The sequence below is a fragment of the Streptomyces sp. NBC_00442 genome (assembly GCF_036014195.1).
Taxonomy (GTDB): domain Bacteria; phylum Actinomycetota; class Actinomycetes; order Streptomycetales; family Streptomycetaceae; genus Streptomyces.
This window is the reverse complement of record NZ_CP107918.1, coordinates 4,720,240-4,734,029: the sequence shown is the minus strand read 5'-3', so window position 1 is coordinate 4,734,029 and position 13,790 is coordinate 4,720,240. Positions and strand designations below refer to the sequence as shown.

The window sequence follows — 13,790 nt, the reverse complement described above, 5'->3', positions numbered from 1 at the left end:
TCCGATGCAGTCCGGCCGCCGCACCGGCGGCGACCAGGCCCTCACCCCGGCCGAGCTGGCCGCCAAGTACGGCCTCAAGGTGAGCGGCGCCCGCCCGACGCTGCCCGACTACGTGCGCCAGCTGTGGGCCCGGCGCCACTTCATCACCGCGTTCGCCACCGCCAAGCTGACCGCGCAGTACAGCGAGGCGAAGCTGGGCCAGATCTGGCAGCTGATGACACCGCTCCTCAACGCGGCGGTGTACTACTTCATCTTCGGCATCCTGATGGGCAACAAGTCCAGCACCCCGGACTACATCCCGTGGCTGGTCACGGGCGTGTTCATCTGGACCTTCACGGCCAACTCGATCATGTCGGGCACCCGTGCGATCACCGGCAACATCGGCCTCGTCCGGGCGCTGCACTTCCCGCGCGCCTCGCTGCCCGTATCGCTCGCCCTCCAGCAGCTCCAGCAGCTGCTCTTCTCGCTGGCCGCGCTGGCGATCATCATCATGAGCTTCGGCCAGCTGCCCAGCGTCTCCTGGCTGATGCTCGTCCCGGCCCTGCTCCTGCAGTCGATGTTCAACACGGGCCTCGCCCTGGTGATGGCCCGGGTCACCGCGAAGACCCCGGACATCGCCCAGGTGATGCCGTTCGTCCTGCGGACGTGGATGTACATGTCCGGCGTGATGTGGAACCTCGCGCCGCAGCTCCACAAGCTGCCGCACGTCGTGGGCAGGCTGCTCGGCCTCAACCCGGTCGCGGTCTACATCGACCTGATCCGGTTCTCGATGATCAAGAGCTTCCACGCCAAGCAGCTACCCCCGCACGTGTGGGCGGTGGCCGGCGGCTGGGCGGTCCTCGCGCTGGCGGCGGGCTTCATCTACTTCTGGAAGGCAGAGGAGCAGTACGGCCGTGGCTGATACCAAGATGGCGGACACCGAAGCTCCGGGCCTGGGCACCGCGACGGACCCGTCCGGCACGGGCGACCCGCTCGGCGCGCCGACCGTGATCGCCGACGACGTACACATCGTCTACAAGGTCAACGGGGCGGGCTCCAAGGGCAGAGGCAGCGCCACCGCCGCGCTCAACCGGATCGTCTCCCGCAAGGAGAGCCCCGGCATGCGCGAGGTGCACGCCGTCAAGGGCGTGAGCTTCGTGGCCCGGCGCGGCGAGGCGATCGGCCTCATCGGCTCCAACGGCTCGGGCAAGTCGACCCTGCTCAAGGCGGTCGCGGGCCTCCTCCCGACGGCCCGGGGCAAGATCTACACGCAGGGCCAGCCGTCGCTGCTCGGCGTCAACGCGGCGCTGATGAACGACCTGACCGGCGAACGCAACGTCACCCTCGGCGGGCTCGCCATGGGCATGTCCCGCGAGGAGGTGCGCGAGCGCTACGACGACATCGTCGACTTCTCCGGGATCAACGAGAAGGACGACTTCATCTCGCTCCCCATGCGCACCTACTCCTCCGGCATGGGCGCCCGTCTCCGCTTCTCCATCGCCGCCGCCAAGAACCACGACGTGCTGCTCATCGACGAGGCCCTGGCCACGGGCGACGCCCGGTTCCAGCGCCGCAGCCAGGAGCGCATCAACGAGCTGCGCAAGGAGGCCGGAACGGTCTTCCTCGTCAGCCACAGCAACGCCTCGATCAGGGAGACCTGCGAGCGGACGCTCTGGCTGGAGTCGGGCACGCTGCGGATGGACGGCCCCACGTCCGAGGTGCTCGCGGCGTACGAGCAGTACACGAAGAAGAAGTAGAAGAAGAAGTAGCAGGTGACGTAGGCGGAAGCGGGCGCAAGCAGAAGGACCGGGCAATTCCCCCTGGTGCGGGGGCGCCCCCCCACCAGGCCGTCCCGGCCCGCCCCACCACGCCCGCACCACAGCCCCCGCCCCGCGCCGCGTATCGCCCCCGCCCCGCGCCGCGTATCGCCCTCGCGGCGCCCCCGGCAATCTGGACATAGCGCGCATAAACTTCGCGCGATGACGCCCTCTCAGATGCCCCCGCCGCCCGCCCGGGTCCGCATCCCGGCCCCCGCGACCGCGCCCGACCCGGGTGCCATCGGCCGCCGTACCCGGTACGCCGCGCTCGCCGTCGGCTGGCTCGCCACCCGCGCCTTGATGCTCCACCTCCTGGTCACCGACCGGCTCGGCGTCGGGGGCGTGAGCGGCGAGGTGTACGTGCTCTACCGCCGCTGGTACGACCAGCTCACCACCGGTGCCTTCCCCTTCGCGGACCCCACCTGGCAGTACCCGCCGGGCGCGGGCGCGGTGCTGCTGACCCCCTCCCTGTTCCCCTTCCTCACGTTCTTCCAGGCCTTCACCGCCGTCACCCTCGGCTGCGACGCGCTGATCGCCCTCGCCCTGGTGCGGGCCGGCGCGCGGCCCGGTGGCAGCGCGGCCGGGGCCTGGCTGTGGGTCGGCGGGCTCCCGCTCCTGCTCCACATCCCGTACGCCCGCTACGACGTACAGGTCACCGCCCTCGCGGTGGGCGCGCTGCTCGCGTTGCGCCGCAGGCCGGGGCTCGGCGGTGTCCTCGCGGGCCTGGGCGCGCTGGTCAAGGTGTGGCCCCTGCTCGCCCTCGTCGGTGCCCCGCCCGGCCGCGGCACCCGCCGCGCCCTGCTCGGCGCGCTGGGATCGGTGTCGGCGCTGCTCACCGTGCTCGTTCTCGCCTTCGACCACTCCCTGGACTTCGCGCGCCAACAGGGCGGGCGGGGACTCCAGATCGAGTCCCTCGGCGGCACCGCCCTCCAGCTCGCCCACCTCGCGACGGGCCACCCCGGCCGGGTCGTCTACCGCTACGGCGCCATGGAGTTCACCGGGGCGTACGCCTCCGCGCTCGCCACCCTCAGCCTCGCCCTGACCGGTCTCGCCGTCTGCTGGCTGCTGTTCTGGCGGGTGCGGGCCCGTCGCCGGACGGTGGCGGTGCCGCTGGACGCGGCGCTGTGCGCGGTCCTCCTGTTCACCGTGACGAGCCGGGTGATCAGCCCCCAGTACCTCGTCTGGCTCCTCGGCCTCGCCGCCGTCTGCCTCACCTCCGGCCGCACCACCCAGCGACCGGTGGCCCAACTCCTGCTCCCGGCAGCCGCGTTGAGCGCGCTGGCCTTCCCTTGTCTGTACGACGAGGTCATCGCGGGGAGCGCCCTGGGCACGGCCGTCATGGCCGCCCGCAACACGCTGCTCGTGGCTGCGGCGCTGGTGTCCTGCCGCCGGTTGTGGACGTCCACGGTGACGGAGTCGGCCACTACGGTGAAGGGGCGCCCACCGGAGGGTGGGCGCCCCTTCACCTGCGATACCCGCACCCCCTGAAAGGGCGGGGAACTCCACGGCCGGACACACGCGGCGCGCGGAGAGCGAGCCGCGTGCGGATGCTCAGACGTGCGTGCGCAGCAGCGTCCGCATGGTGCGCATGGCGACCGAGAGGTTGGCCAGGTCGAACGCGTCGGAGGACTGGATCTCCTCCAGGGTCGTGCGCGCACGCCCAAGGATCGCCGCGTTCTTCTCCTCCCACTCCTTGAAGCGCTCCTCCGGAGAGCCCGCGCCATTGCCGGCCGACAGCACGTCCTGCGTCAGCCCGGCGTGGGCCGCGAACAGGTCCTCGCGGATGGCGGCGCGGGCCATCGACTGCCAGCGGTCGGCCCGCGGCAGCTCGATGATCCGGTCGAGCAGCTGGGTGATCCGCAGCCGGTCGGCCAGGTCGTAGTAGACCTCGGCGACCTCGAGCGGCTCCTTGCCGGTGCGGGCCGCGATGGCCACGATGTCGAGCGCCGGGAAGGCCGAGGAGAACCCGGCGACCCGCCGCGCGAGCTCCTCCGGCACGCCCGCGCCGGTCAGCTCGTCCAGGATGCTCTGGTGCCACTCCGTGTCGGCGCCCTTGAGCAGACCCGCGAGCGCGTCCCACACCTGGGCCACGCCGGCCGAGAAGTCCTCGATCGTCTCGGCCATCTGGAGCGGCTGCGGCCGGTTGTTGAGCAGCCAGCGGGTGCCGCGCTCCACCAGGCGGCGCGAGTGCAGCCGGATGCGCGTCTGGACGTCGGCGTCGACCTTGTTGTCGAGCGCCTCGACGGCGTCCCACACCTTGTTCACGCCGAAGATCTCGCGGGCCGCGACATGCGCCCGCACGATCTCCTCAAGGGAGGCCCCGGTCTCCTCGCGGAGCCGGTGCAGGAAGGTCGAACCACCGATGTTGACGGTGTCGTTGACCAGCACCGTGGTGATGATCTCGCGGCGCAGCGCGTGCCCGTCGACGGCCTCGGTGAACTTCTCGCGGAGCTGCTCGGGGAAGTAGGCGTGCAGCAGCTTGGCGAGGTAGGGGGCGTCCGGCAGGTCCGTGTGGATCAGCTCGTCCGCCACCGTGATCTTGGTGTACGCGAGGAGCACGGCGAGCTCGGGCTGGCTGAGCCCCTTGCCGCTGTTGAGCAGCTCGCGGATCTGGCGGTCGTTGGGCAGGAACTCCAGGGCCCGGTCGAGGTGGCCGTCGCGGCCCAGGCGGCGCATGAACCGCTGGTGGGCGTGGAGCAGCGAGGGCGACTGCGCGACCGCGTTGGCCAGCGCCACGTTCTGCGCGTAGTTGTTGCGCAGCACCAGGTGGCCGACCTCGTCGGTCATCGCCGCGAGGATCTTGTTGCGCTGCTTGACGGTCATGTCGCCGTCGGTGACGAGCCCGTTGAGCAGGATCTTGATGTTCACCTCGTGGTCGGAGGTGTCCACGCCCGCGCTGTTGTCGATGGCGTCGGTGTTGACCTTGCCGCCCTCGCCGTCGGGGCCGCCCTTGCGGTCGAACTCGATGCGGCCGAGCTGGGTCAGGCCCAGATTGCCGCCCTCGCCGACGACCTTGACCCGCAGGTCCTCGCCGTTGACGCGGATCGCGTCGTTGGCCTTGTCGCCGACGTCCGTGTTGGACTCCGCCGAGGACTTCACGTACGTACCGATGCCGCCGTTCCACAGCAGGTCGACCGGGGCCTTGAGGATGGCCTGCATCAGGTCGGCCGGGGTCAGCTTCGTGATGCCGGCCGGGATGCCGAGGGCCTCACGGACGTGGGCGTTCAGCGGGATCGACTTGGCGGTGCGGGGGTGGATGCCGCCACCCGCCGAGAGCAGCTTCGTGTCGTAGTCGGCCCAGCTGGAGCGCGGCAGGTCGAACAGGCGGCGGCGCTCGGCGTAGGAGGTGGCCGCGTCGGGCTTCGGGTCGATGAAGATGTGGCGGTGGTCGAAGGCGGCGACCAAGCGGATGTGCTCGGAGAGCAGCATGCCGTTGCCGAACACGTCGCCCGACATGTCGCCGACGCCGACGACCGTGAAGTCCTCGCTCTGGCTGTCGTGGCCCAGCTCGCGGAAGTGCCGCTTGACGGACTCCCAGGCGCCGCGGGCGGTGATGCCCATGCCCTTGTGGTCGTATCCGGCGGAGCCGCCGGAGGCGAAGGCGTCGCCGAGCCAGAAGTCGTAGCTGATCGCCACGTCGTTGGCGATGTCCGAGAACGTCGCGGTGCCCTTGTCGGCGGCGACCACCAGGTAGGTGTCGTCCTCGTCGTGGCGGACCACGTCGGCCGGCGGGACGACCTCGCCCGCGACCAGGTTGTCGGTGATGTCGAGCAGCGCCGAGATGAACATCTTGTAGCTGGCGATGCCCTCCGCCAGCCACGCGTCGCGGTCCACGGACGGGTCGGGCAGCTGCTTGGCGACGAAGCCGCCCTTGGCGCCGACCGGCACGATGACGGTGTTCTTCACCATCTGCGCCTTGACCAGGCCGAGGATCTCGGTACGGAAGTCCTCACGCCGGTCGGACCAGCGCAGGCCGCCTCGGGCGACCTTGCCGAAGCGCAGGTGGACGCCCTCGACGCGCGGCGAGTACACCCAGATCTCGAACTGCGGGCGGGGGGCGGGCAGATCGGGGATCGCCTGCGGGTCGAACTTCATCGAGACGTACGCGTGGGGGTTGCCCTCCGCGTTCTTCTGCCAGTAGTTGGTCCGCAGCGTCGCCTTGATGACGGTGAGGAAGGAGCGCAGGATGCGGTCCTCGTCCAGGCTCGCGACCTGGTCGAGGGCGCCGTCGAGCTCTTCCAGCAGGCCGTCGATGAGCTCGGTGCCGGCCTTCTGGCGCTCCGGCGAGAGCCGCGCCTCGAAGAGCGAGACCAGCAGCCGGGTGGTGTGGACGTTGTCGCGGAGGGTGTCCTCCATGTAGTCCTGGCTGAAGGTGGAGCCGGCCTGGCGCAGGTACTTGGCGTAGGCGCGGAGCACCATCGCCTGGCGCCAGTTGAGGCCGGCGCGCAGCACCAGGGAGTTGAAGCCGTCGTTCTCGGCGGCGCCGGTCCAGGTGGCGGAGAAGGCCTCCTGGAAGCGCTCGCGGGCGTCGTCGGCCAGGTAGTCGCCGGCGCCGTTGGTCCGCTTCGGCATGCGCAGGCCGAAGTCGTAGATCCAGGCGTGCGTACGGTCGGCGCAGCGCAGCTCGTAGGGGCGCTCGTCGGTGACCTCGACGCCCAGGCGCTGGAGCACCGGGAGCACCGCGGACAGCGAGACCTGCTCGCCGATCCGGTAGATCTTGAAGCGGCGCTCGCCGGGGGCTGCGCCGACCGGCTCGTACAGGGAGAGCGCGAAGTCGCGGCGCCCGTGGGTGAGTTGCTCCAGGTGGACGAGGTCGGCGACGGCCGCGCGCGGCGAGTGGTCGGCCTTGTAGCCCTCGGGGAACGCGTGCCCGTAGCGGCGCAGCAGCTCGGCGGCGCGCTCCTCGCCGCACTCGGCGTTCAGCGCGTCGGAGAAGCCGTCGGCCCAGGAGCGGGCGGCCTCGACCAGGCGGGTCTCGATGCGCTCGGAGTCGGCGTCGGTGAGCGCGGTGAGCTCGGTGCCGGCCGGGACGCGGACCACGAAGTGGAGCCGGGACAGGATCGACTCGGTGTTCCAGGCGGTGAAGTCGACGCTGGTGCCGCCGAGCTCCTCCTTGAGGATGTCGATCAGCCGCAGCCGCACGCCCGTGGTGTAGCGGTCGCGCGGCAGGTAGATCAGCGCCGAGTAGTAGCGGCCGTACTCGTCCTGGCGCAGGTAGAGCCGCAGCCGGCGGCGCTCCTGGAGGTACAGGACGGACGTCACGATGGAGCGCAGCTGGTCGGCGGGGGTCTGGAACAGCTCGTCGCGCGGGTAGGTCTCCATGATCTGGAGCAGGTCGCGGCCGTCGTGGCTGTTGGGCGAGAAGCCCGCGCCCTTGAGGACCTCCTGGACCTTGCGGCGCACCACGGGAACCCGGCGCACCGACTCGGTGTACGCGGCCGAGGAGAACAGGCCGAGGAAGCGGCGCTCGCCGATCACGTTGCCCTGCTCGTCGAACTTCTTCACGCCGACGTAGTCGAGGTAGGACGGGCGGTGCACGGTGGCGCGGCTGTTGGCCTTGGTCAGCACGAGCAGCTTGTGCTCGCGGGCCTTGGCGCGGGCGTCGGCGGGCAGCCGGCTGAAGGACGGGGAGACGGGGTGGGCGTCGTCCTCGCCGTGCTTGGGGTCGGAGCGCAGGATGCCGAGGCCGGTGCCGGGTACGGCGGACAGCGAGTCGTCGTCGGTGAGCTGGTACTCGCGGTAGCCGAGGAAGGTGAAGTGGTCGGTGGACAGCCAGCGCAGCAGCTCGCGGGCCTCGTCGATGTCCTCGTCGAGGAGGTCGCCGGCCTTCGGCTCCTTGGGCAGCTCGTCGGCGATGCGCAGCGCGGCGTCGCGCATCTTCTCCCAGTCCTCGACGGCCTCCCGCACGTCGGACAGGACGCGCAGCAGATCGGCGGTGATCTGCTTCAGGTCGGCCCGGTCCGTCTCGCGGTCGATCTCGACGTGGATCCAGGACTCGGTGAGCGCGTCGTGCGGCAGCTCGGCGGTCAGGGCCGCGGTGTCGAGCACCTCGATGAGCTTGCCGGTCACGTCACGGCGCACGACGACCTGCGGGTGGATCACCACGTGGATGCCGCGGCTCTGCCGGGACAGCTCGTTGGTGACCGAGTCGACCAGGAAGGGCATGTCGTCGGTGACGACCTCGACCACGGAGTGGCTGCAGGTCCAGCCGTTCTCCTCGACGGTCGGGGTGTGCACCCGGACGTTGGCGGTGCCCTGTGGCCGGTTCTCCGCGAGGCGGTAGTGGGAGAGCGCCGCGCCGAAGACATCGACCGGGTCGCGGTCGGCGAGGTCCTCGGGTGCGGTGTGCAGGTAGTAGCGCTGGAGGTATCCGAGGAGGACGCCCTGGTCGGGACCTTCCTCGCTCGTGGCCTCGGTCGTGGCCGCCCGGTCGCTCCTGGGGGTGTCCCCCAGGGCTCCGGGCCCCCCGGCCGGGCTGTTCTCAGCTACCCGGGCCGCCCGTGCGAGCAGCTCGGCCTTGGCTTCGTCCAGCTTGGTCTGCATGTCCTCTGGCTCCTGTCGCGCGCCGTTGCGTGACGTAGGGGAAAGAAGCGACGCAACGCCACGACGCGGGGTGTCCGGTCGGTGTCGACGCTATGCCGCGATGAGAGATACCCGGGCGCATACCGGCCAATTTTGTGGCCTCGGGCCTTGATTCCGGGTGGAGGCAATCAGCGACTGCCCGGACGCCGTGGCGCTCCGGGCGCAGGGCAGAGGCGGCAGTGCCTCCGCGACATATCGCGCTGATCACGGGACAAGGCTATCGCTCCTGCACCCCGGCTCGTCATGAGCCTCTTGTGTACAAAAGCCGGGCCCGTAGTTGGACACTCTGGACAGAGGCGGTGTGGCGGCACGATCCGGCCGCCGGCCCCCCGGGTGGCACACCGTGTCGGGCCGGCCGGTCGGAGGCTGCCGGGCCCACGAGCCCGAGGCTTCTCAGCCCACGAGTTCCTCGGCGACCGCCACCGCCTCCGCGAGGGTGTCGACGACGGGGACCCCGGCGGCCGCGAGGCTGGTCCGGCTGTGCGAGCCGCCGGTGAACAGCACGGCCCGTGCGCCCACCGCGGCCGCGGCCACCGCGTCGTCCACCGCGTCCCCGATCACGACGAGCCGCTCGCCGGATATCTGGGGATCGGCCGCGCGCAGCGCGGTCAGGTGACGCACCATGTGCTCGGCCTTGCTGCCGTGCGAGGGCCCGGTGCGTCCGTCCACCCGCAGGAAGTGTTCGGTGATGCCGTGCCGGCGCACGATCGGCACCAGGTGTTCGTGGGGGGCCATGGACAGCAGCGACTGGCCGAGACCGGCCGCCCGGCGTCCGGCGAGCAGCTCCGCGGCGCCCTCGGTGAGCCCGCAGCCGTCGGCCCGCGACCAGTACTGCTCGTGGAAGGCCGCGTCCATGACCAGCCACTCGGCGTCCGTGGGCAGCCGGCCCATCAGCCGCTGGTAGAACCGGGGGATCGGCACGCAGTACAGGTCGCGGTAGCGCTCCAGCGTGATCGGCGCGATGCCGAGCTGCGCGAACGCGGCGTTGGTCGCCTCGATGACCGTCGCGATGTCGTCGAGCAGCGTGCCGTTCCAGTCCCAGACGAGATGCGCCGGGCGCTTCCCCGTTTCCTGCCTGCCGTTCCCCATGCCCAAACGGTACCCACCCCGACTGACAATCGACCGCGGGCCGGTATACCGCCTGGTCAGGGCCGCGGATGGCCGAGGCAGGGGGAGACAGGGGGGAGACAGGGGTCAGGCGATCAGGTTGGGGATCTCCTGCACCCCGAACCACAGCAGCTCGTGGTCCTCGGCCCCGTCCACCGTGAACTGGGCGTCGTCGTCGCCGTGGTCGGCGGCGCCGAGGGCGTCCGCCGCGGCCGTCACGTCGGCCACGGCGTCCTCGGCGTCCACGTGCACGGCGGCCGCCTTGGCCAGTGCCACGGCGGAAGCGATCCTGACCTCGCCGAGCGAGCTCGCGTCCAGGGCGCTGTCCGGGTCGGCGGTCGCGGCGTCGTCCGGCACGTCGGCTGCGATCACGACGCGGCGCCTGACCGTGCCGGGCTCGCCGGCGAGCAGGCGCAGCGAGGCGGCCGCGGCCCGGCTGAGCGCCGCGTACTCCAGCTCCTCGATGTCGTCCGAGACGTACCACTCGCGCAGGCCCGGTGTGACGGCGTAGGCGGTGAGCGGCCCGGGGCCGAGCTCTCCGGCACCGTGCGCCGTCGCGAGACCGGAGATGGTCAGGGGTACGTACACGCGCATGACAGACCGCTCTCTTCTCGTCGTCTCATCGGGTCGGGAGACGGGCTTCAGGATACGCGCGGGAGTCCCCCTTCGAGCTGCCGGTGCCTCCTCGGCGCCGCTCCCCTCCGGAGCCGACCGCACCCGCCTCCACCTGGGATGACGCGCGGACCACTCATCCGGATAGGTGAACCCGTACGCCCTCGCCCACCCCGGGCACGCTCCTTGCGGCCGCCGCCGCCGTCCCCGTACAAGATCCCCAACAGAGGTTACCCACTGGTATTGACCCACTGGTATTGACCCACTGGTATCGAAGGGGGCGGCAGCCATGAGCAGGACCACGACCGGGCCGGCGGGACGCGACGATCAGCGCAGGCCCGGCGGCACCGGGAGCCGAAGGCCCCAGCGGCTGACCCCGCACGAGCTGTTCGCGCAGAAACTGCTCGCGGTGCTCAGCGGCGAGCGGCCGGTGCACTGGATGCTGGGCCTGACCGTCGGCGAGGCGTACGAGCAGCTGGTGCGGCTCGCCCCGCGCACCCCCTTCCGCACCCGCGGCGCCCGGCCCGTCGTGCGGTCCTGCCGCGCGGCCCCGCTGGACCGCGGGATCGTCGAGGCGGCCGCCTGCATCGCGGCGGGCGAGCAGGTGCGGGCCATGGCCTTCCGGCTGGAGCGGGGCGCCGACCTGCGCTGGCGGTGCGCCGCGGTGGAGCTGGGCGGCGAACGCGTCCCGGCATAGCGAGGGGCCCGGCACCTTCCCGGTGCCGGGCCCCTCGACGACATACCCCTCGACGACGTAGCGTCCGCTACTTCTTGCGGCGGCGGCCGCCCGTCGTCTTCTGCGCCTTGCGGCGCTCGGCGCGGGTCAGGCCGTCACCCTCGGAGCGGGCCGGGTCGTCGTCACCGTTGTCGAAGTCGCCCTCGACGATGCCGCCCTCGCCGTCCACCGTCGGCGCCGAGAAGTGCAGCCGGTCCGGGCGCTGCGGGGCGTCGAGGCCCTTGGCGCGGATCTCCGGACGCGCGGCCGGGATGGTGTCCTCCTTGGTGAGCGAGGGGGCGTCGGCGGGCGCGGCGTCCGCGACCGGGACCTCCTCGACCTGCTGCTCGACCTGGACCTCCAGGTTGAACAGGTAGCCGACCGACTCCTCCTTGATGCCCTCCATCATGGCGTTGAACATGTCGAAGCCCTCGCGCTGGTACTCGACCAGCGGGTCCTTCTGCGCCATGGCCCGCAGGCCGATGCCCTCCTGGAGGTAGTCCATCTCGTAGAGGTGCTCGCGCCACTTGCGGTCGAGGACCGAGAGGACCACGCGCCGCTCCAGCTCGCGCATGATGTCGGAGCCGAGCTGCTCCTCACGGGAGGCGTACTGCTCGTAGATGTCGTCCTTGACGGACTCGGCGATGAACTCGGCCGTGATGCCCGCCCGGTCGCCCGCCGCTTCCTCCAGCTCCTCCACGGTGACCTTCACCGGGTAGAGCTGCTTGAAGGCGCCCCACAGCCGGTCCAGGTCCCACTCCTCGGCGAAGCCCTCGACGGTCTCGGCCTGGATGTAGGCGTCGATCGTGTCGTCCATGAAGTGCCTGACCTGCTCGTGCAGGTCCTCGCCCTCCAGGACGCGGCGGCGCTCGCCGTAGATGACCTCGCGCTGGCGGTTGAGCACCTCGTCGTACTTGAGGACGTTCTTGCGGGTCTCGAAGTTCTGCTGCTCGACCTGCGACTGGGCGGACGCGATCGCCCGCGTCACCATCTTGTTCTCGATCGGCACGTCGTCCGGCACGTTCGCCATCGCCATGACGCGCTCGACCATCTGGGCCTTGAACAGGCGCATCAGGTCGTCGCCGAGCGACAGGTAGAAGCGGGACTCACCCGGGTCGCCCTGACGGCCGGAACGGCCGCGCAGCTGGTTGTCGATGCGCCGCGACTCGTGGCGCTCGGTACCGAGCACGTACAGGCCGCCGAGGTCCTTGACCTCTTCGAACTCGGCCTTGACGGCCTGCTCGGCCTTCTCCAGGGCGGCGGGCAGCGCCGCGGCCCACTCCTCGACGTGCTCCACCGGGTCGAGGCCCGCCTGGCGCAGCTCGGCCTCGGCGAGGTCGTCCGGGTTGCCGCCGAGCTTGATGTCGGTGCCTCGGCCGGCCATGTTGGTGGCGACGGTCACGGCGCCCTTGCGGCCGGCCTGGGCGACGATGGTCGCCTCACGGTCGTGCTGCTTGGCGTTGAGCACCTCGTGCTGGATGCCGCGCTTGGAGAGCTGCTGCGAGAGGTACTCGGACTTCTCGACCGAGGTGGTGCCGACCAGGATCGGCTGGCCCTTCTCGTGCTTCTCGGCGATGTCGTCGACGACCGCCTCGAACTTGGCGACCTCGGTGCGGTAGATCAGGTCGGACTGGTCCTTGCGGACCATGGGCCGGTTGGTCGGGATCGGCACGACGCCCAGCTTGTAGATCTGGTGGAACTCCGCGGCCTCGGTCATCGCCGTACCGGTCATGCCGGACAGGCCCGGCTCTTCCTTGCCCTCCTGGTCGTGCCGCTTGTAGAGGCGGAAGAAGTTCTGCAGGGTGATCGTGGCGAGCGTCTGGTTCTCGTCCTTGATGTCCACCCCTTCCTTCGCCTCGATCGCCTGGTGCATGCCCTCGTTGTAGCGGCGGCCGGCGAGGATACGGCCGGTGTGCTCGTCGACGATCATGACTTCGCCGTCGATGACGACGTAGTCCTTGTCGTTCTTGAACAGTTCCTTCGCCTTGATGGCGTTGTTCAGGTAACCGACGAGCGGGGTGTTCACCGACTCGTAGAGGTTGTCGATGCCCAGCCAGTCCTCGACCTTGGCGACGCCCGGCTCGTGGATGGCGACGGTGCGCTTCTTCTCGTCGACCTCGTAGTCGCCGGTCTCCTCGATGCCCTTCAGCGGGTTGCCCGCCTCGCCCTTGGTCAGGCGCGTGACCAGCTTGGCGAAGTCGCCGTACCACTTGGTGGCCTGGTCGGCCGGACCGGAGATGATCAGCGGCGTACGGGCCTCGTCGACCAGGATCGAGTCGACCTCGTCGACGATCGCGAAGTTGTGGCCGCGCTGGACGAGCTCGTCCTGGGACCACGCCATGTTGTCGCGCAGGTAGTCGAAGCCGAACTCGTTGTTCGTGCCGTACGTGATGTCCGCGGCGTACTGCGCGCGGCGCTCGGCGGGCGACATGTTGGCGAGGATGCAGCCGACCTCGAGGCCGAGGAACTTGTGCACCCGGCCCATCATCTCGGAGTCGCGCTCGGCCAGGTAGTCGTTCACCGTGATCAGGTGGACGCCCTTGCCGGACAGCGCGTTCAGGTAGGCCGGCAGCGTGCCGACGAGGGTCTTGCCCTCACCGGTCTTCATCTCGGCGACATAGCCGAGGTGCAGCGCGGCGCCACCCATCATCTGGACGTCGTAGTGACGCTGGCCGAGGACGCGCTTGGCGGCCTCGCGCACGGTCGCGAAGGCTTCGGGGAGCAGGTCGTCCAGGCTCTCGCCGTCCGTGTACCGCTGCTTGTACTCGTCGGTGAGGGCACGCAGCTCGGCGTCGGAGAGGTTGACGAAGTCCTCTTCGATGGAGTTGACCTGGTCCGCGATGCGGTGCAGCTTGCGCAGGATCTTGCCTTCGCCTGCACGCATGATCTTTGAGAGGACGGACACGGGGGTTGGTCTCCTTGCCGGTCGGGCCTGGCGCGGTCGAGTGGCTATGGGTAGGGGTACAGCAACGGTCATC

Annotated in this window: 8 protein-coding genes; 4 read left to right on the top strand and 4 right to left on the bottom strand. The window is 70.5% G+C overall.

Going from position 1 to position 13,790, the window contains the following annotated elements:
• The first annotated feature begins 4 nt into the window (after positions 1 to 4).
• From OG432_RS21130 to OG432_RS21120, 3 genes are all read left to right on the top strand, one after another.
• Positions 5 to 901, top strand: coding sequence for an ABC transporter permease (locus OG432_RS21130; RefSeq protein WP_328315184.1), 897 nt, complete (start codon positions 5 to 7; stop codon positions 899 to 901).
• Positions 902 to 908: 7 nt separating this feature from the next.
• The gene (locus tag OG432_RS21125) at positions 909 to 1,736 is read left to right on the top strand and encodes an ABC transporter ATP-binding protein (protein WP_443058595.1); all 828 of its coding nucleotides are present in this window, start codon (positions 909 to 911) and stop codon (positions 1,734 to 1,736) included.
• Positions 1,737 to 1,958: 222 nt separating this feature from the next.
• On the top strand, positions 1,959 to 3,284 hold the full coding sequence (locus OG432_RS21120; protein WP_328312518.1) for a glycosyltransferase 87 family protein: 1,326 nt from the start codon (positions 1,959 to 1,961) through the stop codon (positions 3,282 to 3,284).
• 63 nt (positions 3,285 to 3,347) lie between these two features.
• Here the strand turns inward: OG432_RS21120 and OG432_RS21115 are convergent, their stop codons facing one another.
• From OG432_RS21115 to OG432_RS21105, 3 genes are all read right to left on the bottom strand, one after another.
• Positions 3,348 to 8,339 (bottom strand): NAD-glutamate dehydrogenase, encoded by a 4,992-nt coding sequence (locus OG432_RS21115; protein ID WP_328312517.1) that lies wholly within the window; start codon positions 8,337 to 8,339, stop codon positions 3,348 to 3,350.
• A gap of 432 nt (positions 8,340 to 8,771) precedes the next feature.
• Positions 8,772 to 9,467 carry an HAD family hydrolase gene (locus tag OG432_RS21110; protein ID WP_328312516.1) on the bottom strand — a complete coding sequence of 232 codons (696 nt, stop codon included), beginning with the start codon at positions 9,465 to 9,467 and terminating at the stop codon, positions 8,772 to 8,774.
• Positions 9,468 to 9,572: 105 nt separating this feature from the next.
• Entirely contained in the window at positions 9,573 to 10,079 is a 507-nt protein-coding gene (locus OG432_RS21105; protein ID WP_328312515.1) for a DUF6912 family protein, read from the bottom strand.
• 307 nt (positions 10,080 to 10,386) lie between these two features.
• Between OG432_RS21105 and OG432_RS21100 the strand changes: the two genes are divergently transcribed.
• A complete protein-coding gene (locus OG432_RS21100) occupies positions 10,387 to 10,794 on the top strand; it encodes an Rv3235 family protein (RefSeq protein ID WP_328312514.1) in 408 nt (135 codons plus the stop codon).
• Between the two features lie 67 nt (positions 10,795 to 10,861).
• Here the strand turns inward: OG432_RS21100 and secA are convergent, their stop codons facing one another.
• Positions 10,862 to 13,717, bottom strand: coding sequence for a preprotein translocase subunit SecA (secA, locus tag OG432_RS21095; RefSeq protein ID WP_328312513.1), 2,856 nt, complete (start codon positions 13,715 to 13,717; stop codon positions 10,862 to 10,864).
• Between the last annotated feature and the right edge of the window lie 73 nt (positions 13,718 to 13,790).